Origin of the sequence: Lysinibacillus sp. FSL P4-0201, assembly GCF_038593425.1 — a bacterium.
Lineage (GTDB): Bacteria > Bacillota > Bacilli > Bacillales_A > Planococcaceae > Lysinibacillus > Lysinibacillus capsici.
The window spans coordinates 766,849-790,323 of sequence record NZ_CP151995.1 but is presented as its reverse complement, the minus strand read 5'-3'; the positions used below and the strand labels follow the sequence as shown (position 1 = coordinate 790,323).

Sequence of the window (23,475 nt, the reverse complement as noted above, 5' to 3'; positions counted from 1 at the left end):
TATGACAAGTACAACAGAGCTTCAACATGATGACACAACAAGCTCTTCCAATGACAGTTTTTTACAAGGCGTGAAAGATTGCGTGCCTACATTACTCGGTTATATTAGTATAGGACTTGCATTTGGGGTTGTAGGTTCCGCTTCAGGGTTATCTGTCCTTGAAATCGCGCTATTAACGATACTGATTTACGCAGGTTCTGCACAATTTATTTTTTGTGCACTTCTTTTAACAAGTAGCCCTGCCTCTGCTATCATTGTAACCATTTTCGTAGTGAATCTACGCCATTTATTAATGAGTTTAACATTAGCACCTCACTTTACGCGCTACTCCATGCTTAGAAATGTTGGCTTTGGTACATTATTAACGGATGAAACCTTTGGTGTAGCAGTCACAAAGCAAATGCAAACAGGTAAATTATATGGTAAATGGATGGATGGGTTAAATATAACAGCCTATATCTTCTGGATTCTTTCCTGTGTTACGGGTGCCTTTTTAGGACAGTGGGTAGCAAATCCTGAAAAATGGGGTTTAGATTTTGCCTTGGTTGCCATGTTTATTGCACTTTTAGTTTTGCAATTGAGCAGTGTTGGTAAAAGTAAAATCATGCATTATATCAAGTTAATTGGCTATATGGCGGTTATTATGTACGGTCTTTCTTATGTAGTCCCTTCACATGTGGCTGTGCTACTGGCAACCGTGATTGTCGCAACAATTGGGGTGGTGACAGATAAATGACAACAACTTCTTATATGGTCTGGCTTATTATCGGCTGCGCACTTGTAACATGGCTACCGCGTGTGATTCCATTTATTTTTGTGCGTAGTGTAACACTACCTGATGTTGTGCTAAAATGGCTTAGTTTTATTCCTGTTTGTATATTAAGTGCTCTTGTCATTGAAAATTTAATAGATACTGAAAGCGGCAAAGTAGTGACACTTGATTGGCCAGTCTTTATTACATTTGTTCCTACTCTTATTATTGCCCTTGTCACAAAAAGCTTATCGATTACAGTAGTTGCAGGAGTAATCATTATGGCAGCAGTGCGATTTTTCATGTAAAAAGGTCAGTCCTATTGCCTGGACTGACCTTTCCTTATTTATTCATTTTACTTGCTAGCCAAAAGCCTACTGTTAATGAAAATGCATCGATAACGAAAATAATAGGTGGGGATGTATAGCCTGCATATACAGAGGCAGCAATAAGTGCAATGGCTAATAATAATGCAACATAGCGGTTATAGGTAATTCTAGTGAATAGTAATACCAATAAAGCTGGTATGAATAATGCTAGCATCATTTTCCCAAAAACGTCCATTATACTTCCCTCGGCTCAGCTAATAATAATCCAATACGGTAATGATCATTGCTATAAATCACATGTTGTGTTAAACGTAATTCATTGTTTCGGTCTAAAACCTCTAGACGACAATGAGCTGCATTTAATTGCAGTGCTTCATATAACTCATTTTCTGTAAAAATTGACACACCATTTACTTTGCGGATACATTCTCCTGCAAGTAAGCCCATCTTCTCAGCAGGTGAATCAGGAAGAACGGCTGCAATAATAGCACCCTTCGTACTTGGCGCAACTGCATAATGATCTGTTTTTTCCTGTTGTACAAAGTAGATAGCAATTATAATGCGGATAATTACACCAACAGCAAGTGTAATGAAGCCGATCACTGGCTCAAAATATGCAGCCAATCCTCCTATTAAAATAAGCAGTCCTAGTAAAAAGACAGGTCGGCCAATTTTTGGATACATATAAGCTGGTAATTCCTTTCTTGTCAGTTTAGTAAAGCCAATGACAAGTGGAAATAACACAAGTGCAAAGCTATTATGACCTAACGTAAACTGTGGCCAATATGGGAATATAGCCGAGATCGCATCACCAGGAATAACAAAGAAAATAGGTAATACCCATACATTTTTTGACCGATAGACAATTGCCTGCATACCCCGCTTCGTTTTCTCAATACAAGGTGTTGTAACCTTCATCGCCATACGTCGAATTAATAGCCCTTCTGCAATAACACAAAGGCCCGCAAGAATGGTAATTGTCACAATTGCGCCACTCTCTAAATGGACATCCTCTACTGAAATTTTCCACCAGGAAAATGACCAATTGTAATAGGACATACCCCATATGGCAAGTGTGGCAATCCCCATTGTCAAAATAGGCGACATTGCATTCATGACAAACAAGATAAGTGCTACTATAGAAACTGCCGTTAAAATGATTAAAAATTCCTTTGGGACAGTTAGACCTGCTCCAATACTAATGATAGAAATAATTAGTGCATAGAGCCACCCATCTTTCCATTGTCCGATTAGCTCCGTCCAGCCCCAAATAATACGTCTATTAAAATATTTACGCTCCTGTTTTACTCGACGATAACCTAAAATAATAGCAAATAATATGACTATATACAGTAATGGGTTGAGTAAAAAGCGGCCAATCGCTGTTACAATTTCTATTAATATCTCACTAACCATACGAACACCCGCCATTTCTATCTTGAATACTATGAATTTATTGTATCAAAGGACTACACGCTTGCGTAGTACAAACTCATAGAAAGCTTTGTATTATGGTATTTTTGTTCTGTCTGCGAGTTTTATTGGTCAATCGTATGCAGTAAAAAACTAGTGGCCATTTGGAATTGTTGGTCATTTTGACGATCGGCTTTAAAATCCTTTAACGTTTCGTTTAAACTATTAAAGAAAGTCGTGTCCATATAAAATTCATCTTCTGCTAGCTTTAATTTTTTCTGTTTACGATAAAGATTAACGGCCTCTGCGGTCGTTTCATCCATATAGCCATCTAAACGATCGATTTGATAGCCTAGTTTCTGCAAGGCGTTTTGTGAATAGGAAATCTCTTCACTCATATCACCCACTTTAAACTTACCTGTTAGTGGATGAAGTTGAAAAGCAAATAATTCATTTTGCTCAATCATTAAACTAGCTTCAATGCCCTGCCCATGAATCCATTCACGTTTTGGTGTTAGCCATTTGTTGGTTGATAATTTAAGCTCGCCGCCATTGGAAAGCTCCCAAGATTCTTGTACAGTCCCTTTTCCAAAGCTCTTAACCCCAACAAGTGAAGCGCGTCCCCAGCCTTTTAAAGCTCCGCTCAATACTTCACTAGCAGATGCACTACCTTGATTTTGCAATACAACAATTGGAATTTTATTCATCGTTTCTATATATTTTTCATCAAAGCCTTTTGTTTGCGTTTTTAATGGTTCCATAGCACCTTCCGCATTTTGCATATATGCAAATACTTTGCCATTGTCCAATACTGTGCTCAGTAGCGCTGCGACGCTATGTAAATAACCACCTGGATTATCCCGTACATCGATCACAATTCCTTCCACATCTTTACGAAGTAATTTACTCGTTTCTGCCACCCATTCATTGGCGGTTTTTTCACCGAATAATGAGATCACTACATAGCCAATAGCTGTATCTTCTACCTTCACTACCTCACTAGTTACCGTTTTATTGGAAATTGCTGCACGCTCCATCGTCATCTTAATATGCTTATCTTCACTTGGACGATAGACAACAATGGTTACTTTCGTTCCCTTTTCACCTTGAATTAAATGCATTAATTCACTCATCGTTTTCCCATCAATCCGTACCCCATCAACTTGTACAATTTCATCGAGTGAACGCATGCCTGCTTTCTCTGCTGGTGATGAGCGAACAGGTGACACAACAATAAACTTCCCTTTATTTTCGGTTAGTTCAATACCGATGCCTACTCGTTCCTCAGCTAGCATTTGCCGATGTTGCTCAGCCTCTTCCTTGGAGTAATACGTACTATAAGGATCTTTAATGGCATCAGCCATCCCACGAAGAGCCCCTTCCACTAATTCATCCTTTTTTGTACTGTATACTGATTTTTCTTCAATGATTGTCATAGCCTCACCAATAGTATCAACCTCCGTAACAGGCTCCTTTTTATCGCCAATATTAAACCAATCAAAGTAAATACCACTGCCCACCACCAAACTACTAAGTAGGACTCCGACACCGGCTGTTAATTTGCGCAAATCTTCCCTCCTCCGTCTCTTTTACTGTATGACTCTATTTTTTCAAACATACAAAATTACCTTTCAAATTTGTTAAGAGAGAATATTTCACTTTACACATGGATGTTGGCTGTTGATTCGCATGGATATACCTTGGTTCCCGCGAGTATTCACCTTGACTTATGAAAAATAAAAAAATCTGCTTGTTTCCACTATAGAAAACGAGCAGATTTTTTATGAATCAATCTAGTGCATCTACATAATCATTTAACATATCCACGTCCATTGGTCCTCTGATGGCGCGTTGAATGAGGCCCTTGGAATCAATAAAATAAGTGGTTGGAATCGTGATGACTTGATAATTCAAGCCAGCTTCATTGTCAGGGTCCAATAAAATAGGGAACGTTAGCTCAAAGCTATCTCTAAATGTCATCACTGTGTCCACTTTGGCATCAGCGGTCACATCACGTTCGGCTTCTGTTAAATTGACCGCTATAATTTCAACGTTTTTCTCTTTTGCATACTCATCATAGAAGCTTTGCATATGAGGCATTTCCGCCTTACAAGGTGGGCACCATGTTGCCCAGAAATTTAAAACGACTTTTTTTCCACGAAGATCGCTTAACGTGATATCTTCCCCGTCTAAGCTTGTTAAGGTGAAATCAGGCGGTATATCGCCTTTGCTTAAGCCAGTTTCTAGCTCCTCCATATCCTTACCTAGAGCCGATTTATCAATAGCACGTTCTTCGTCAATTTGTTGTTTTACATATGTACCAATCATCGCAACCACTAATAGCACAACGATCAGCAGTCCAATATTTTTTTTCATTTCTTACCTCCCACATTGATTCGTTCATGCTGAATAGTTAAGCCCAAACAAAGTAGTATTACACTGACAGCCACAGCTGTTTGCCCTATACCAAGCGGCTGGAAGATAGCCACTATCAAATAGCTAATTGTATAGAGTATGAGAGCTTGTTTCACCGCTACTAATCTCCATAATATGACGAGCGTGACTACACTTAGCACAGCTAATGTTATAACTTCACTCGATATATTGTTGTCATTAAATAGCACAGCAAGCATTTGATAAATGGATTGCGTTAGAATAATAGCCCAGCTACCAGCTATCATCTCTTGTTCCTCAAGCTGTAGACTCTGTCGCTTTCTCCATATTTGCAAAGATGCTACAATGACACCGAGAAGAACACCCATTGTTCCGCCATTAAAATAAAGCAATGTAATTGGATTGTTTACTACAGTTTTGAAATCTGTTCCAAGCAAACTTAACTTCCAAACAATAATAAAGGTGAAAATGGCATCACTATATAGCTCAGACCACTTTTTAGAAAATTGTAAGCGCAAGATAAGCCACACAATAAAAAAAGTAATAAGTAAAGCGACTGCAGTAGCTGGTAAAGTTAATGTTCGGATTGAGTACCACTCTGTATTTATCAATTCAACGAATCCTCCTCCGAAAGCATAGCATAGAACCTTTTTAAAAAAAGACTATTTCACACTGTTTTAAGAAAATCTTCAGAAATAACAACAATGAAAATACCCCACTAAGTATATATTCATCATAACATTATTTAGAATCTTATAATAGCGATGAAACTTTCAATGGAATATTTCGTAAAATGAGAAAAGGGGAGGAGTTATGCTTTCAAAGCGACTTATACTATGGATTGCTGCTATTTGTCTTAGTATTAGTGTTCTGATGCTGTACTCAGAGTATCAAACAAAGAATTTACTACAAGATTTTTTACTTAATAAAGATCTTCTAGAAATAGTAAATAAGATAACGATTTAGGAAGTTGACAATGGTACCAATAAAAGCTTTGCCATTATCAATCGTGAAAATCCACGATTAGATGTTTGCGTTTAGACTTAAGTACTTTGGAATTAAAAAGAACCTTATTAAATAACAAAAAAGCTGATGTTGTCTTTCAATTGGATCTTACTTATTTTGACCATACATTAAAAATACTGTTCTGCAAAAATGGCTTATTGGCTATTAATGGGCAAACCTATAAGTTGGTGAATGGTGAAACATTCGATGAAATATTAAAAGCTATACACTAGAAAACGCTAGTGTATAGCTTTTATGTTTACAATGGGATATATTTCAGTGGATTTACACTGCCGACTGCTTGTCCTTTCCAAGGACCAATATGCACTTCAAAGTGTAAGTGTGGGCCAGTAGAGCGACCTGTACTACCCATGGCTGCAATTTGCTGACCTTGTGTTACTTCTTGTCCTACACTAACATTAAATGCACTTAAATGTGCATAAACGGTTGTGTAAATTTGTCCATCGATAGAGTGCGTTACAATGACAACATTACCATACGAACTAAGTGGTGCTGCGTAAGAAACAACGCCATCTGCTGCTGCCCATATTGGTGTTCCCGTTGCATTTGCAAGGTCGACACCATAATGGAATTCAGGACCTGCTCCAAGATTTCGCCAACCATATGGTGATGTTAAGCGACCATTCGTTGGTTTTATCCAAGTTCCGTTTGATTGAGGCGCATGGACTGTACCACCAGATGATCCGCCACCATTGTTAGCAGCAGCTGCTGCCGCGGCCGCGGCGGCTGCTTTACGTTTTGCCTCTTGCTGACGTGCAATTTCAGCCAAACGATTTTGTTCAGCAATAATTTGATCTTGCAATTCCTGACTTACTTCCAAAGCCTCTGAGTATTCTTTTTCAAGTAATACCTTTTCTGATTTCAGCTTTTCTTGCTCTTTTTCTAATTGGTCTACTAGTTTATTTTTCTCAGTTTTTTGACTGTCTAATGATGCTTTTAATCGTTCAAGCTCAGCTTTTTTACCTTCTAGGTTTTTACGTTTCTCTTCTACACTTTGCTTTTGCTCTTCTAATTTTTGTTTATCATCTTTTTGATCTTGAATAATTTGACGATCCGCTTCCAATAATGCATTAACTGCAGAGAAACGATCAATAAAGTCTACAAAACTATTAGAGCCTAGCAAAACATCTAAATAACTTACAGAGCCCCCAGCTTGAATGGCACGTGCACGTTCTTGTAACAATAAATCGCGCTCTTCAATTTTATGCAAAAGCTCTTCAATAGAAGCTTCTAACTTTTTAATTTCCTCATTTGTTGCCCGAATATCTGCTTGTACTTTTTTAATATTACTATTAGTTTTGTCGATTTCAGCGTTCAATGCTTGAATTTGATCTAAGATTTGTTGTTGCTTTTCTTGATTAGCTGTAATTGCATTTGATTTATTGCTGATAGATGAATTTAACTGATTCTTCTTTGTTTCAACTTGTTTCTTTTCTTCTTTTAAATCCGATAAACTTGTTGCATATGCTGATGGAGTTTGGATAAAAAGAATTAGAGCAGATGCTGCTGCAAGTGTTTTTAATATGTTTTTCGCCTTACTTTTCACCGATTGAACTCCCCTTCGACTATTCTTTTCTTTTTCACAAATATCCGTTGTGACTAAATTTTTAAAAACTTACGTACTGACATGAAACTTCCCCAAATACCGATCAGTACACCAATGAGTAACAGAAGACCGCTTACCTGATACACAAGTGGAGAAAAATCTAGTAATTGAACAAGCTCTCCTTGTAAACGTGGTGCAATAATTTTATATATATTGTGGTAAAGGGTCGTCACAACCGCAATCGGAATAATTGAACCTAAAATTCCAAGCCACATACCTTCTAATAAGAATGGGATACGCACGAATGAATTTGTAGCCCCTACAAGTTTCATAATTTCTATTTCATCACGTCGAGCTATAATCGTTATACGAATTGTATTCGAAATTAAGAAAATTGCCGTAAATAATAACCCTAAAATAAGTACGATTCCTACATTACGACTAATATTTAAGAAGTTAAATAGTTTTTCAACTTTTCCTTCGCCATACATTACATCATATGTATACTCATATTTATCAATGGTTTTCGCAACTTTTGCTGTTTGCTGTGGATCAGCAGCTTTTACATAAATAACGTTACGTAAAGGGTTACTTTGTTCAAATAGTTTAAAATCATCACCGAAGTCTTTTACTAGCTTGGTTAACTCATCTTCCTTAGTGGAATACGTCATCTCCGAGACACCAGGCAATTTTTTGACTTTTTCGATGAGTGCTTTTTCAGCAGCTTCATCTGCTGTTTCATCAATTAACACTTTAATTTCGACATCATTTTCTAAATCCGTTGCTACTTTATTTAAATTCATCATAATAAGCGCAAAAACACCTACTAGAATGAGCGTAACGGTAACGGCACTGACAGAGGCAATGGTCATCCAGCTATTTCGACCAAGTGATTTGATACTTTCCCGGAAGTGGCGCTTTACTGTACTAAATTTCATAGCCGTATTCACCTCCGTGTTCATCACGGACAATTAAGCCGCCTTCAATTGCAATAACACGACGTCGAATCGTATTTACAATTTCACGGTTGTGGGTTGCCATTACAATCGTTGTCCCACGTGCATTAATTTCCTCAAATAAATTCATAATTTCCCATGATGTTTCAGGGTCAAGATTCCCTGTAGGTTCATCTGCAATCACCACTTTTGGGACATTGACTATTGAACGAGCAATCGATACTCGTTGCTGCTCTCCTCCTGAAAGTTCATTTGGAAACATTCTTGCTTTATGTTTCAATCCAACTAGTTCTAGCACTTCCATAACCCGACGTCGGATTTCATCTGGCTTTTCCTCTATTACTTCAAGCGCAAACGCTACATTCTCATAGACATTCAAACGAGGTAGCAATTTGAAATCTTGGAAAACTACACCAAGTTGACGGCGCAAAAAAGGGACCTTCTTATTCTTTAAAGTTGCTAAATCAATACCATTTACAATTATTTGTCCTGATGTTGCTTTTTCTTCACGGTACATCAATTTAATAAATGTGGATTTCCCTGCCCCACTTGGGCCAACTACATACACAAATTCGCCTTGCTTTATATTAACGGAAATACCATTTGTCGCAACAACACCGTTTGGGTATTTCTTTGTCACATTTTTCATTTCTATCATGATTAAACCACCTAAAACTCTCATCTATGTAAGAGGTATTTCTTTTACTATTATAGCACTCTATTTCTGTTTTTTTATTACAGTTTCATTTCAATCCGTGGCAGTTCCTTCTATTTCATTCTTTCCTTGCCATTATCCTTAAAAATATGACAAAAATAAAACAAGATTCTCCTCTATGTGCTAGGTCGAATCCTGTTTGAAAAGAAAAAGCATTCAAGCTTTACCTTGAATGCTTCTACTGTTAAATTTGTTGTTCATCTGTTGTTGTGTAGCGCACTAAAACAGCACCAGTTTTCGATTCACCTTCTATAAATAGGCGATTCGCATTTTCAACTTCTTTGTCGAAACGGACTACTTTGGATAAGAATTGATCTTGTGACTCCATTTTAGAAACATCCTGGATACCCACATCCACTTTACCGAAATTCGTTACGACTTTACCGCTCAATGAAATTGTTCGTGGGACATATAATTCCACTGCTCCAGCAACTGTTTGAGCTTTAATTTTAGAAGAATTTGTCGAGCATGTTGTTACGACTACATGTCCATTGACAGACTTAGCTTCAACTTCATCCAATGCACCATCCAAATAAACACGCCCATTCAATGTTTCAGCCTCTAAATCCTTGCCTCGAACATTCGTTAATTCAATGGAACCATTAGAAGAATCCACTTCAGCTTTTCCAAAATTAAATTTCGTACCTTTAATGGCACCGTTTAACGTTTTCACTTTTAATTCTTCAAATTCTGTATCCTGTAATGAAACACTACCATTCATTAGACGAACAGATAATTTTTCAAGTTTATCCTTTGGTACTAGCACCTTCACATTGACTTGAACAAGCTTTAATTGGCTCAAAATACGAAGTGATTGTGCTTCCTCTTTCACAACAAATTGCTCTAAGAAGTGATTACGAGTTTCTTCTTCACTTTCGTTCATCAAAGGTGCCTTTACCTTGCAAATCACCTGAATAGTTTCTCCTTCACTGGATTCCAATGAGAAGTTACCATTCGGTAATTCAACAATAATATTGTCCACATTGGCAGCAGCCACTTCTTCTGTATGGGTAAATTCAATTTTATCTCCAAATGGAGAAGCTACATCAAATTCCTTTACCTTTTTAACAGCCGTATTCATCATATCCATAAAAAGAGAACCGATTTGCGTTAAATCCTTACGAAAATCCTGCATTTCATCTTGGAAGTATTTCATAAAATCATCTTTTTTCTTGTCACCATCTTTTGATTTTTCTTCAAATAATGGCTCTTTTTCATTTGAAAAGGATTGCGTCTCTTTCGACACATCATTCATAACATGTTGAGTAGACTTGCCAGGTTGCTCTAATGCTTCTAATAATGTAATCGCCTCTTGTGCCGAAATTGTTCCTTTTTCTACAAGTTCTAAAATTCGTTGACGTTCATTTTGCATAAATAAATAGCCTCCCTCAGTTCGTTATACTATTTATACGATTCATCATGTGAAAAGTTTCACTGCAAAATTGAATAAATTGGGTCTTTTCATTTCAACAACGTCAGGCTTTTACCTCTGAAGATTTTATTGCTCGTTTTTTAGATTAGTTGGATCTCTTCCGGCCTCTGTTTGAGTGGGTTCTTCACATTTCGAATCATTTTCAATCTGGATTGAGCGACTTTCCCCAATTTAAGATCACCTTTCAATCCAGATTAATCATTTCCGTTCGAATGTAAAACCCTTAAGACTTAGTAGCTTCTGCTAGCAATGCATCCATTCTCATACGATCACGTTCCAGAATTGGTTTTAAGTATTTGCCTGTATAGGAGCCTGCTACTTCTACTACCTCTTCAGGTGTACCAGTTGCAACAATCGTACCACCTTTGTCTCCGCCTTCTGGACCTAAGTCAATGATATAATCAGCTGTTTTAATCACATCCAAGTTATGCTCAATAACTAATACCGAATCACCGTTTTCAACAAGACGCTGTAAAACGACAAGTAAACGAGCAATATCATCGGCATGTAATCCTGTCGTAGGTTCATCTAAAATATAGAAGGATTTCCCTGTGGAGCGTCGATGTAATTCAGAGGCTAGTTTTACACGCTGCGCCTCACCGCCCGATAAGGTTGTGGCTGGTTGCCCTAATTTCATATAACCCAACCCCACATCAACAATCGTTTGTAGCTTACGCTGGATCTTTGGAATATTTTCAAAGAACACTACTGCATTTTCAATTGTCATATCGAGAATATCAGCAATACTCTTATCTTTATACTTCACTTCAAGTGTTTCACGGTTATAACGTTTGCCGTGACATACTTCACATGGTACATAAACATCTGGAAGGAAATGCATTTCAATTTTAATAATGCCGTCACCACGACATGCTTCACAACGACCGCCCTTGACATTAAAACTAAAGCGTCCTTTTTTATAGCCTCGTACCTTTGCTTCATTTGTTGCTGCGAAAACATCGCGAATATCATCAAAAACACCTGTATAAGTTGCTGGGTTTGAACGAGGTGTACGCCCAATTGGCGATTGATCAATATCGATTACTTTTTCAAGCTCATCGATACCTGTCACTTCTTTATGCTCGCCAGGCTTAACCTTTGAACGATTCAGCTTCTGTGCCAAAGATTTATATAAAATTTCATTTATCAGTGTAGATTTCCCTGAACCAGACACACCTGTCACTGCTACAAATAAGCCTAATGGAACATCTACTTTAACATTGCGTAAATTATTTTCCTTGGCACCTTTAATGGAGAGCTTTCGGCCATTTGGTTGGCGTCTTTCAATTGGTAAAGGAATAAACTTTCTACCACTTAAATATTGTCCAGTTAAGGATTTTTCATTATTCATAACTTCCTGTGGTGTACCTGCTGCCACAATTTGACCGCCATGGACGCCTGCTCCAGGTCCTACATCGATGAGATAATCTGCAGCAAGCATCGTATCTTCATCATGCTCTACCACAATCAGCGTATTTCCAATGTCACGCATATTTTGTAATGTGCTAATCAGTCGATCATTATCTCGCTGATGCAAACCAATCGAAGGCTCATCTAAAATATAGAGGACTCCCGTTAATCGTGAACCAATTTGTGTAGCAAGGCGAATACGTTGTGCCTCTCCACCAGATAATGTACCTGCTGCACGACTCAATGTTAAATAGTCTAAACCAACATTCACAAGGAAGCCCAATCGTTCTTCGATTTCTCGTAAAACTAATCGAGCAATTTGCATATCCTTTTCAGTGAGATCAAGCTCTTTAAAGAAAGTGTCTGCTTCCTGAATTGAATATTGTGTGACCTCACCGATATGTTTATCAGCTACTTTCACTGCTAGCGTCTCAGGCTTTAAACGATACCCTTTACATGAAGGGCAAGCCTGCTGTGCCATGTATTTTTCCATCTGCTCACGAACATAATCGGATGTCGTCTCTTTAAAACGACGCTCAACATTGCGCACCACACCCTCGAATTCGATCATTTGATCTCGCACATTGCCAAACTCATTTTCATAATGGAAGTGTATCTTATCTTTTCCAGAGCCATATAAAACCTTGTCCATCTTTTCCTTTGGCAAATCCTTTACAGGCACGTCCATTGGAATATCGTAATGATCACATACAGCTTTTAGTAATTGTGGGTAGTACTGCGAACTTGTTGGTTCCCATGGTGCGATGGCATGCTCTAACAAGGAACGATCCCAATCAGGCACCACTAAATCTAAATCTACCTCTTGTGTTGAACCTAAGCCATCACAGCTTGGACAAGCACCAAACGGACTATTAAATGAAAACATACGAGGCTCTAACTCACCAATAGAAAAACCACATAATGGGCAGGCATGATGCTCACTAAATAATAACTCTTCATGTTCCATCACATCGACAAGCACACGTCCATCTGCCAGGCGTAAAGCCGTTTCTAAAGAATCACTCAGACGAGCAGCAATCCCTTCCTTCATAACAACACGGTCCACTACTACTTCGATGGAATGCTTTTTATTTTTATCAAGTTCGATAGCATCATCTAAATCACGCAATTCCCCATCAATTCGTACACGAACAAACCCCTGCTTTTTTAAATCTTCTAGTAGTTTAACATGGGTACCCTTACGTCCAGAGACCATTGGTGCAAGGAGCTGCATCTTAGTTCTCTCAGGATAGGTTAATAAACGATCCACCATTTGCTCAATCGTTTGGGAAGTGATTTCTATGCCATGATTTGGACAAATCGGTTTACCAATGCGTGCATAAAGTAAACGTAGGTAATCATAGATTTCCGTTACCGTACCGACAGTAGATCGCGGGTTACGACTAGTTGTTTTTTGGTCAATGGAAATAGCAGGCGACAAGCCTTCTATTGCATCGACATCTGGTTTATCCATTTGTCCAAGAAATTGGCGGGCATAGGCGGAGAGGGACTCAACATAACGACGTTGGCCCTCCGCATAAATTGTGTCAAATGCTAGAGAAGACTTTCCAGAGCCTGATAATCCTGTTAAAACGACTAATTGGTCACGTGGAATTGTGACATTGATATTTTTTAAATTATGAGCACGTGCACCTTGCACGACAATTTCAGTATTTTTCACAAGTCATTCACCCTTCTACCTTCAATTCAAATATTGTATCTCGTAACTCAGCCGCACGTTCAAAATCAAGCGCTTTTGCTGCTTCCTTCATTTCGACTTCTAGGGAAGCTAAGAGCTGTTCTCTTTCCGCCTTTGTCAGCTTTTTGCCTTTTGTTGCCTTTGTTACATAGGATTCCACTTCTTCTGCTACTTGTGTTGCGCGAATCACATCTGGGATTTTCTTAATGATCGTTTGAGGTGTTATGCCATGCTCCTCGTTATAAGCCATTTGTAACGCACGACGACGTTGCGTTTCATCAATCGCCTTTTTCATCGAGTCTGTTACATGGTCTGCATACATAATGACATGACCATTCGCGTTTCGAGCAGCACGACCAATGGTTTGAATCAATGAACGCTCTGAACGTAAAAACCCTTCTTTATCAGCATCTAAAATTGCCACAAGGGACACTTCAGGGATATCAAGACCTTCACGCAATAGATTAATACCTATTAGCACATCATACGTTCCTTTGCGTAGCTCACGGATAATTTCAATACGTTCTAGTGTCTTAATTTCTGAATGTAAGTATTCAACTTTTAAGCCCATTTCCTTCAGGTAAGCCGTTAAATCCTCAGACATTTTCTTCGTTAGCGTTGTCACTAAAACTCGCTCATCACGCGCAATTCGATCTTGTATTTCATCAATTAAATTATCAATTTGACCTTCAATAGGACGTACATCAATTAATGGATCTAATAATCCAGTTGGACGGATAATTTGCTCTACCATTTCTGGTGTATGCTCCAGTTCATAAGGACCTGGTGTGGCTGATACATAAATCGCTTGATGTACGCGGTTTTCATACTCTTCAAAACGTAATGGACGGTTATCTAGAGCAGACGGCAATCGGAAGCCATGTTCTACGAGCACTCCTTTACGTGCTTGGTCACCATTGTACATTCCTCGAACCTGTGGAAGTGTTACGTGACTTTCATCAACCACAAGTAAAAAGTCTTCGGGGAAATAATCTAGCAAAGTATATGGAGTAGCACCTGCTTCACGCAATGTTAAATGACGTGAATAGTTTTCAATCCCAGAGCAAAAGCCCATTTCACGCATCATCTCTAAATCATAGCGTGTACGCTGTTCTAAACGCTGTGCCTCTAGTAATTTATCTTCTGCACGTAATAATGCAAGTCGTTCCTCTAATTCTTTTTCAATGTTTTCAATCGCTTTACGCATTTTCTCTTCTCGTGTAACGAAGTGAGATGCAGGGAAAATAGCAACATGCTCTCGATCCGATAAAATCTCTCCCGTTAGTGCATCTACCTCACGAATGCGATCGATTTCATCCCCAAAAAATTCCACACGAATACAATGCTCATCACGAGAGGCTGGGAAGATTTCCACTACATCTCCACGTACCCGAAATGTTCCGCGAGTAAAACTAACATCATTTCGCTCATACTGAACGTCTACAAGCTTGCGCAGTAGCTGATTACGTTCAATTTCCATACCCGTACGAATGGAAACAACCATTTCTCGATATTCTTCCGGAGAACCTAAACCATAGATACAGGACACAGATGCAATAATAATGACATCCTCACGCTCAAACAATGCAGAAGTAGCAGAGTGACGCAGCTTATCAATTTCATCGTTAATGCTAGAGTCTTTTTCTATATAGGTATCTGTCTGCGGTACATAAGCTTCTGGTTGGTAGTAATCATAGTAGCTGACAAAATATTCAACGGCGTTATTTGGGAAGAACTCTTTAAATTCACTATACAACTGGCCAGCTAGTGTTTTATTGTGTGCCATAATTAGTGTTGGTTTTTTGACTTGCTGGATGACATTCGAAATGGTAAACGTCTTACCTGTTCCAGTAGCACCAAGCAATGTTTGATGACGTTTGCCTGCTTTCACACCCTCCACTAATTCCGCAATGGCCTGTGGCTGATCCCCGTTAGGCTGATATGGCGCTTGTAAATCAAATGTTTGCACTCATGTCCCCGTCCTTTCTTCCAATTTGTACATATATTTTAGCATAGCAATATTAAAATTTCGAACATTTAACGAACGAATGTTTGTAAAAATTTTTTTCATCTCTAAAATTTTTATTACATAACAATACAGTCAATTTAACTTGTTACTCTTATAATAGCCGTTTTATCAAGTTTTCAAGCTTTATTTATGGATGAGATTTCCTGTTTTGCTTTATGTGCAGCTCACACTCTCTCAGGAGCCGGGCTATGTACTTTTAGAGCGACTCTCACTTTTTTATAAACAGCGTCTCAAACTTTTTAAATGACTTTCCCCATTCTATAAGCAAGATCACTTCTTCTAACCAAAACATACAATCTTCACATCCTCTGCAACTATTTTCAAAAGCAAAAAAATCCCACTCTCCAATAGATATGGAGAGCGGGTTCGTCAACATGATTCATCTTCTGTTTGGTGTAAGGAAGTTAGTTCGGATGCGTATTGATAAAATGCGTTTTCATCTTTTTCATCGAGTGCTCTATCTATCAGAACCATGAGCTGCTCTTGCCGATGCATACGCTGGATACGATTTAAAAATAAATCTAAATAAATCTCGTTTAATAATTTCTCTGCCTCATCAACTTTTTTCGACTGACCAACGGCTTTCAGAAAATCTGTATACGAATAATATTTATCCAACGATCTCACCTCGATCCTTTTCTAAATTATATGAAAATTGAAATTAAAAAGCAATGCTTACGATTCGAAAATATCTTGGATTAGCTATTAATCAATTGATATTTAGAGCAAATTCTCTAGGCATTTCGTGCTTTTCTGAACGATTTTCAACTATTTCATTTAATTTAAGAAAGTCATATTCTGTTTTACACTACCGTTATAACTAGAAAAAAGGAGGCACTCCCTATATGACAACTAACTTTGTAAACGGCTACTTAATTTCATTCAATACTTATTTGCTGCAACCTATTCAGCATGACTCCAAAGTCTTCACGCACGTGATTGATAAGCATAATGAGCTGATTGTTACACGCAAACCGATGCATGTCCTTCGAAAATCCTGTCTCTCATTAGGATCAACTTACGAAGCCGCAAAACAATCTGCTAAACGTTTTTTCGGCAATCAACACAAGCTACCAATCGTCGTGGCCTTTGATTATGGTTATCCCTGTATTTTTTTGCCAACTTATTCACCCAGCTCCATTCACAATATATGGATAGGGCTTCATGCAATTATTAATATTACTCCTAGTGAATTGGGGTGTATTGTAACGTTAAAAAATGATAAACAAATCGAACTACCTATTCGTTATGCTTCCATTAGTAAACAATTTCTTAACGCATCTATGCTGTATAAATATTACATGAATGAACGAAAACAGCTGAGCCAAGATGCACCCTATCATCCACCCTTTTAACAAAAATTCCCCAAGAGCATCTCACTCTTGGGGAATCTGGGTATTAATTTATTTTTGAACGTAAATAGGCATTAATAAATGGATCTAAATCGCCATCCATCACAGCACCCACATTACCTGTTTCTTCATTTGTACGATGATCCTTCACCATCGAGTATGGGTGGAAGACATACGAACGAATTTGGGAGCCCCAGCCTATTTCTTTTTGCTCACCGCGTATTTCATCTAATTGTGCCTGCTGTTTATCAAGTTCTAGTTGATATAGCTTCCCTTTTAACATCGTCATCGCTTTTTCACGGTTTTTAATCTGGGAGCGCTCAGCTTGACATTGTACGATCGTACCAGTAGGAATATGCGTAATACGAACGGCAGAATCTGTCGTATTAATATGCTGACCACCTGCACCTGTTGCACGATACGTATCAATTTTTAAATCCTCTGTACGAATATCGATTTCTATATTGTCGTCAAACTCTGGCATAACATCACAGGAAACGAAGGACGTATGACGGCGGCCAGACGAATCGAATGGAGAAATGCGTACTAGACGATGCACACCCTTTTCCGCTTGTAAATAACCGAAAGCATTGTGACCTTTAATCGACAATGTTACAGATTTAATCCCAGCTTCATCTCCTGGTAGATAGTCCACTGTTTCCACTTTAAATCCACGCTTCTCAGCCCATCGTGTATACATACGTAATAGCATTGAACCCCAGTCCTGTGACTCCGTACCACCAGCACCAGGATGCAGCTCTAAAATGGCATTGTTTTGATCGTATGGGCCACTTAGCAGTAATTGAAGCTCAAAATCAGCCATCTTTTGTTGGAATTCTGCTAGTTCTTTGCCTAGTTCTTCTTGTAATTCTTCGTCTGGTTCTTCACGCAAAAGTTCCAGTGTCATATCTAAATTTTCATGTGTTTCCACTAAATCTTTATATTCATTGACAATCGCTTTTAAGCCATTTCCTTCATTGATAATCACCTGAGCACCTTGCTGATCATCCCAAAAGCCTGGCTCTAGCATCATTTCATCTAGCTCCTGAATACGTGCCTCTTTGTTCTCTAAGTCAAAGAGACCCCCTAAAGTCCGCCAATTTTTTGGCTGTAGTGTCTAACACATTGCGTACATCTGCTAATTCAATCATCGTTAAATCCTCCGAACGTTAGTCATGGAGCTAACACTTTAATCATAAAGCTCCGTATCTTTTTATTATAACGTTTTTAGAAACGAAAACATACTATCTAGCAGATGTTTTGTGGAATTAAGTCAACTATCCTGCGTCTCGTCCTCAAACATATTCTTGGCAAGACGTTGAAATACTTTCACACGGTCATACTGAACAAGTAAATATTTTGTTCGTTTCTCTAGTCTATATTTTAATAAAAAAGCTCTTTGAATCCGAGACTCTAACGCGTTGACACTGACATCCACAATAAATTCCTTGCCATTCATAAAAGTAACCTTTGTCCTCTTTTTATCCACAGCGACATAGTCATCTATATGATGAACAGCGAACCAGATACAGTCAGGATGTAAAGGAGACCTACTAGGGAACCATAAAATATTACAACGTTCGTGCACGACGATAGGATTTTTATTAAGCTTGCCTAGGATCATTTTCGAACCATCGAACGCTCCTCTTAAACTAGAACCAAAATAACGCAGATTAAAGTCCAATAATTTCGTTGGTGGTAACGTAGATATATACTCATTATTTTTCTCATACACCTGCGTACATAAATTTCCAAAGGAATCATACACAGGCATATACATCATTGTTTCACTATTCATAATATCTTTTTTATGCATCTATAGTCCCCCTTTATACATTTTATGTTGCTTCCAGTCAAAATAAAAAGGAATATACAATTATGCGTACATTCCCGCTATTTTCAATGAGTAAGATTGCTTGAAAATTCCGATCCTCCTTAAGACTTAGTATCACCATCAAAAATTCAGGATAATAACAGGATAATTAACTTGTACTATATACCTATTATTACAGCTATTGTATACCCATATTTTTCAATTGTCTATAAATTCTGACTTTTTATACTAAAATTTCTTCATTTTTGAGTAATTTTAAAAAGAAAAAATCATTTTAACACGTAGTTAAAATGATTTTTTCACCTAGATATTATTGAGCTGTGCCATGACAGTTTTTAAATTTCTTGCCGCTACCACATGGACACAAATCATTACGGCCAATGTTTTCAGCTTTACGTACTGGTTGCTTTTTCGGCGCAGCGCCACCTTCTTCTTTTGGATTAACAGCCTGACCCTTTGCCACCTCTTCACGCTCCAGATTATTGCGGATTTCTGCTTTCATCGCATATTTCGCAACATCCTCGCGAATAGAGGCTACCATATCCTCAAACATCGCAAAGCCTTCTTGTTGATATTCACGAAGAGGATCGTTTTGACCATAAGCACGCAGATGGATACCTTGACGTAGTTGATCCATTGCATCAATATGATCAATCCATTTTGTATCGATTGATCGTAATAAAATAACCTTTTCAAACTCACGCATACGCTCTGGTGTCAGTTCTGCCTCTTTTTCATCATAACGAACATGAACAGCATCAGAGATTAGCTGATTAATATCTTCAGCAGACTTGCCTTGGAAATCAGATACTTTAAGTTGACCTTCCTCTAAAAGATTAGCCGCTACAAAGTCTTCAATAGCCTTTAGGTTCCAATCCTTCTGTTCACCTTGAGTATACAGGCTAACAACATTATCGATTGTTTCTTGAATCATAGACTCAACAAGCACACGCATATTTTCTGTTTCTAGTACATCATAACGCTCTTTATAAATAATCTCACGTTGCTGACGTAGTACATCGTCATATTGTAATAAGCGTTTACGCGCATCAAAGTTATTACCTTCGACACGTTTCTGCGCTGATTCTACAGCTCTCGACACAACTTTAGATTGCAATGGCTGGGAATCATCCATACCTAAGCGCATCATCATCGACTTCATATTATCAGAGCCAAAACGACGCATTAAATCATCCTCTAAGGATAGGTAGAATTGTGTAACCCCTGGATTCCCTTGACGACCAGAACGTCCACGAAGCTGATTATCAATACGACGTGATTCATGTCGTTCTGTACCGATTACCGCTAAACCGCCAATTTCGAGTACTCCTTCGCCAGGTTTAATATCGGTACCACGTCCAGCCATGTTTGTTGCAATTGTCACTGCACCCTTTGTACCAGCGTTCGCAATGATTTCAGCTTCACGTTCATGATTTTTCGCATTTAATACATTATGAGGAATTTTATGTTTATCCAATAATTTAGAAATAATCTCAGACGTTTCAATAGCAACTGTACCAACAAGAACAGGTTGACCAGCTCTATGACGCTCTGCGATATCAGCAGCAACTGCTTTATATTTCCCTTCCATCGTTGCAAAAATCAAGTCAGCACGATCATCACGAGCAATCGGTTTATTCGTCGGAATAGCAACAACATTCATATTGTAAATATTACGGAATTCCTCTTCCTCTGTTTTTGCTGTACCTGTCATCCCTGCAAGCTTTTGATACATACGGAAGTAGTTTTGGAAGGTAATTGTCGCCATAGTCATCGATTCATTTTGAATCTCAACGCCTTCTTTAGCTTCAATTGCTTGGTGTAAGCCATCAGAATAACGACGACCCTTCATCAAACGACCAGTAAAGCCATCAACGATCACAATTTCGCCATCCTGCACAACATAATCGACATCGTTATGCATACTTACATGCGCCTTTAATGATTGATTGATCGCATGATTTAAACGAACATGTGTCAAATCAAATAGATTATCGATGCCAAATGCTTTTTCTGCCTTTTCCACACCTGCATCTGTTAACGTAACACCTTTTGTGGATTCTTCATACGTATAATCCGTTTCCGCATTTAACATACGTACAAACGCATTTGATTGTTTATAAAGCTGTGCTGATTTCCCAGCTTGACCCGAAATAATTAATGGCGTACGCGCTTCATCAATTAAGATCGAGTCCACCTCATCAATGACAGCATAGTGCAATGGACGTTGTACACGTTCCTCTTTGTAAAGCACCATGTTATCACGTAAGTAGTCAAATCCTAGCTCATTGTTTGTACTATACGTAATATCTGCCTCATAAGCAGTACGTTTTTCATCTTTTGAAAGGCTATTTAAATTAAGCCCAACAGATAAGCCTAAGAAATTATAAAGTTGTCCCATTTCAGCAGCATCACGACTCGCTAGGTATTCGTTGACTGTTACAACATGTACACCTTTACCAGTGATGGCATTTAAATAAACAGCCATTGTCGCTGTTAAAGTTTTACCTTCCCCGGTTTTCATCTCCGCAATATTCCCTTCATCAAGAGCGGCTGCCCCCATGATTTGAACGCGGAATGGGTACATCTCTAATACACGTTTTGCCGCTTCTCGACAAACAGCAAACGCTTCGGCACGAATCGACTCTAAATGCTCACCCTCAGCATAGCGCTTTTTAAATTCATCTGTTTTCGCTTGTAGTTGATCATCTGAAAGCTGTTCCATTTGAGAAGCGAATCTCTCAACTTGGTCAGCGATTTTTTCTAGTTTTTTTAGCTCACGTTTATTGAAATCAAATAATTTATTTAATAGGTTTGCCATGAATGTTTTTCACTTCCTATATAGATTCAACTTTCATTTTACCATTGTGTAACAGTTTCATGCAAACTGTCACCCCGTCTACATATGATTGTCATACCAAAAAAAGGCCCTCGCCATCGCGAGAGCCTTTGTCATCATGAAGTTTTAAGTAGTTTCAATTAAGCCATATTTTCCATCTTTACGTTTATATACAATATTTGTGCCGTTCGATTCAGCATCTGTAAAGACATAGAAATCATGTCCAAGCATATTCATTTGTAGAACTGCCTCTTCTTGATCCATAGGTTTTAAATCAAATTGCTTTGTACGAACAATTGAGTATTCTTCTTCCTCTGACACAGCATCAGCGGCTGCTTGAGTAGTAGCAAAATAAAGGCCTGCACCTTCACGCTCGCGGAATTTACGGTTTACTTTTGTTTTATGCTTGCGGATCTGACGCTCTAATTTATCAACAATTAGATCAACAGCAGCATACATATCATTATGACGCTCTTCAGCACGAAGAGTTAGATTCTTCATTGGAATAGTAACTTCCACTTTAGTTTGTTTGTCATTGTAAACCTTTAAATTGACATTAGCGTTGGCATTAACATCTTCGTTAAAATAGCGTTCAACTTTATCGATTTTGTTCTCAACATACTCTCGAATAGCTGGAGTTACCTCAATATTTTCACCACGAATGTTAAAGTTTAACATGTAAACTCCTCCTTTATAACTGCTATACTATCCTATTTCTACACAAGTGTGTGAAATTCCTCTAAAATCATTCTTTTTTTTACAAAAATTTTTATAAATTATTATTTTGTTTTTTCGCTTCTGCTGCTTCCTTTTTTCGTCGAAGCTTTAGTTCTTCAACAATCAAATCTTCCACGGGTCCTTGATTATTGAAATAGATGCCGTATTGCTTGCCGCTCCCAAATGGACGACTCCAAATCACTTCTCCATAAGCGCGAACTTCTTGTGTATCAAGCACAAAATGGATATCTAATGGAGGAGGGTTTATACCTAAATCCACTTCCGTAAACATCTTTAATCCACGTGGGCTTATATCCAACAAGTCAGCCATAGCCGTTTGTCCATGATTGACCTTCCCATTCTCATAAATAGCAAAAGTTATTTGAATAGGCTCCTTAAATTTAAATCGGAAACCTTCTTGACGCTTAAAGATCATATTCCCACCCCAGTACTCTTTTAAACATGTTTATTGCTTTGATTATGCCATGATGCCCAACTAACAGCCACAGGGAATAAGTAACATATTTTACCGTTGAATAGCCTAATTTATGACTATTTCATGATAATAACGGTTTAACAAAAAAGAGACCATCTCTTTCGATGGTCTCTAATTGTGTCTAAATTTGTCCGCTGTTTCCCTGACCAAATTGCTGTTGTCGATTAATGCGAATTACTTCCTTCCACGTATCGCGAAATTCCGTCACAAATCCTTCCACTTCCTCAATAATGGCTACATCATTTTGAATGTTGGCTTCTACTAAACGATGATTCATATATTCATAAAGAGGTAGCATTTGTTTCGAAATCTCAATATCCATATTGAGTGTAGACATCAGTTCACTAATAATCGCCTGAGCTTTTTGAATGTTTGTATTTTTCTCTTGAATATTTTTATCTTGGATAGCTTGTTTCGCCTTATGCAAGAATTTTAAGCATCCATTATAAAGCATTAATGTCAATTCGCCAGGTGAAGCTGTAGTCACACTATTTTGTTTATATGCGTTTTGTGCTGTTAAATTTGCTGCCAATAAAG

21 protein-coding genes are annotated in these 23,475 nt (G+C 38.1%); 3 read left to right on the top strand and 18 right to left on the bottom strand.

Going from position 1 to position 23,475, the window contains the following annotated elements; translation table 11 throughout:
• Position 1 precedes the first annotated feature (1 nt).
• Positions 2-736 (top strand): AzlC family ABC transporter permease, encoded by a 735-nt coding sequence (locus tag MKY76_RS03760; protein WP_115673846.1) that lies wholly within the window; start codon positions 2-4, stop codon positions 734-736.
• A complete protein-coding gene (locus MKY76_RS03755) occupies positions 733-1,059 on the top strand; it encodes an AzlD domain-containing protein (RefSeq protein ID WP_048392045.1) in 327 nt (108 codons plus the stop codon). The genes MKY76_RS03760 and MKY76_RS03755 overlap by 4 nt, the downstream gene beginning before the upstream one ends.
• 34 nt (positions 1,060-1,093) lie before the next feature.
• Here MKY76_RS03755 and MKY76_RS03750 read toward each other — a convergent pair whose 3' ends face one another.
• From MKY76_RS03750 to MKY76_RS03695, 12 genes are all read right to left on the bottom strand, one after another.
• Positions 1,094-1,315: a DUF2198 family protein gene (locus tag MKY76_RS03750; protein WP_004227503.1), complete on the bottom strand. Its 222-nt coding sequence runs from the start codon at positions 1,313-1,315 to the stop codon at positions 1,094-1,096.
• Positions 1,315-2,496, bottom strand: a complete 1,182-nt coding sequence (locus tag MKY76_RS03745; protein WP_342557442.1) for a PDZ domain-containing protein — start codon at positions 2,494-2,496, stop codon at positions 1,315-1,317. The genes MKY76_RS03750 and MKY76_RS03745 overlap by 1 nt, the downstream gene beginning before the upstream one ends.
• Before the next feature lie 122 nt (positions 2,497-2,618).
• Positions 2,619-4,061 carry a S41 family peptidase gene (locus MKY76_RS03740; RefSeq protein ID WP_048392047.1) on the bottom strand — a complete coding sequence of 481 codons (1,443 nt, stop codon included), beginning with the start codon at positions 4,059-4,061 and terminating at the stop codon, positions 2,619-2,621.
• Between the two features lie 220 nt (positions 4,062-4,281).
• Positions 4,282-4,869, bottom strand: a complete 588-nt coding sequence (locus MKY76_RS03735; protein WP_048392048.1) for a redoxin domain-containing protein — start codon at positions 4,867-4,869, stop codon at positions 4,282-4,284.
• The gene (locus MKY76_RS03730) at positions 4,866-5,498 is read right to left on the bottom strand and encodes a hypothetical protein (protein WP_342557441.1); all 633 of its coding nucleotides are present in this window, start codon (positions 5,496-5,498) and stop codon (positions 4,866-4,868) included. The genes MKY76_RS03735 and MKY76_RS03730 overlap by 4 nt, the downstream gene beginning before the upstream one ends.
• A gap of 653 nt (positions 5,499-6,151) precedes the next feature.
• On the bottom strand, positions 6,152-7,459 hold the full coding sequence (locus MKY76_RS03725; RefSeq protein WP_048392050.1) for a M23 family metallopeptidase: 1,308 nt from the start codon (positions 7,457-7,459) through the stop codon (positions 6,152-6,154).
• Positions 7,460-7,512: 53 nt separating this feature from the next.
• On the bottom strand, positions 7,513-8,397 hold the full coding sequence (ftsX, locus tag MKY76_RS03720) for a permease-like cell division protein FtsX (RefSeq protein WP_004227513.1): 885 nt from the start codon (positions 8,395-8,397) through the stop codon (positions 7,513-7,515).
• Positions 8,387-9,073, bottom strand: a complete 687-nt coding sequence (gene ftsE / locus MKY76_RS03715; RefSeq protein WP_016991524.1) for a cell division ATP-binding protein FtsE — start codon at positions 9,071-9,073, stop codon at positions 8,387-8,389. Before ftsE ends, ftsX begins: the two co-directional genes overlap by 11 nt.
• Positions 9,074-9,314: 241 nt before the next feature.
• Entirely contained in the window at positions 9,315-10,502 is a 1,188-nt protein-coding gene (locus tag MKY76_RS03710) for a DUF4097 family beta strand repeat-containing protein (RefSeq protein WP_066036284.1), read from the bottom strand.
• Positions 10,503-10,785: 283 nt separating this feature from the next.
• Complete coding sequence (uvrA, locus tag MKY76_RS03705) at positions 10,786-13,653, bottom strand: excinuclease ABC subunit UvrA (protein WP_112117403.1); 2,868 nt, start codon at positions 13,651-13,653, stop codon at positions 10,786-10,788.
• A 7-nt stretch (positions 13,654-13,660) separates the two neighbouring features.
• On the bottom strand, positions 13,661-15,640 hold the full coding sequence (uvrB, locus tag MKY76_RS03700) for an excinuclease ABC subunit UvrB (RefSeq protein ID WP_342557440.1): 1,980 nt from the start codon (positions 15,638-15,640) through the stop codon (positions 13,661-13,663).
• Between the two features lie 429 nt (positions 15,641-16,069).
• Positions 16,070-16,318: an IDEAL domain-containing protein gene (locus tag MKY76_RS03695; RefSeq protein ID WP_048392054.1), complete on the bottom strand. Its 249-nt coding sequence runs from the start codon at positions 16,316-16,318 to the stop codon at positions 16,070-16,072.
• Between the two features lie 227 nt (positions 16,319-16,545).
• Here MKY76_RS03695 and MKY76_RS03690 point away from each other — a divergent pair, with 227 nt between their 5' ends.
• Positions 16,546-17,055 carry a competence protein ComK gene (locus tag MKY76_RS03690; RefSeq protein ID WP_048392055.1) on the top strand — a complete coding sequence of 170 codons (510 nt, stop codon included), beginning with the start codon at positions 16,546-16,548 and terminating at the stop codon, positions 17,053-17,055.
• A gap of 43 nt (positions 17,056-17,098) precedes the next feature.
• Here the strand turns inward: MKY76_RS03690 and prfB are convergent.
• The 6 genes from prfB to fliS all read right to left on the bottom strand — a co-directional run bounded on the left by prfB (position 17,099) and on the right by fliS (position 23,470).
• Positions 17,099-18,200, bottom strand: a protein-coding gene (prfB, locus tag MKY76_RS03685; RefSeq protein ID WP_100069623.1) for a peptide chain release factor 2 whose coding sequence is annotated in 2 segments (ribosomal slippage) — positions 17,099-18,127 and positions 18,129-18,200 — 1,101 coding nt in all. Because the reading frame shifts where the segments join, the coding sequence is not laid out codon by codon here.
• Positions 18,201-18,325: 125 nt separating this feature from the next.
• Positions 18,326-18,868 carry a competence protein ComK gene (locus MKY76_RS03680; RefSeq protein WP_048392056.1) on the bottom strand — a complete coding sequence of 181 codons (543 nt, stop codon included), beginning with the start codon at positions 18,866-18,868 and terminating at the stop codon, positions 18,326-18,328.
• A 328-nt stretch (positions 18,869-19,196) separates the two neighbouring features.
• Positions 19,197-21,707: a preprotein translocase subunit SecA gene (gene secA / locus MKY76_RS03675; protein WP_054549768.1), complete on the bottom strand. Its 2,511-nt coding sequence runs from the start codon at positions 21,705-21,707 to the stop codon at positions 19,197-19,199.
• A 144-nt stretch (positions 21,708-21,851) separates the two neighbouring features.
• Positions 21,852-22,403, bottom strand: a complete 552-nt coding sequence (raiA, locus tag MKY76_RS03670) for a ribosome-associated translation inhibitor RaiA (RefSeq protein WP_004227537.1) — start codon at positions 22,401-22,403, stop codon at positions 21,852-21,854.
• A 91-nt stretch (positions 22,404-22,494) separates the two neighbouring features.
• Positions 22,495-22,878 carry a PilZ domain-containing protein gene (locus tag MKY76_RS03665; RefSeq protein ID WP_048392058.1) on the bottom strand — a complete coding sequence of 128 codons (384 nt, stop codon included), beginning with the start codon at positions 22,876-22,878 and terminating at the stop codon, positions 22,495-22,497.
• A gap of 181 nt (positions 22,879-23,059) precedes the next feature.
• Positions 23,060-23,470 carry a flagellar export chaperone FliS gene (gene fliS, locus MKY76_RS03660; protein WP_048392059.1) on the bottom strand — a complete coding sequence of 137 codons (411 nt, stop codon included), beginning with the start codon at positions 23,468-23,470 and terminating at the stop codon, positions 23,060-23,062.
• Positions 23,471-23,475: the final 5 nt, after the last annotated feature.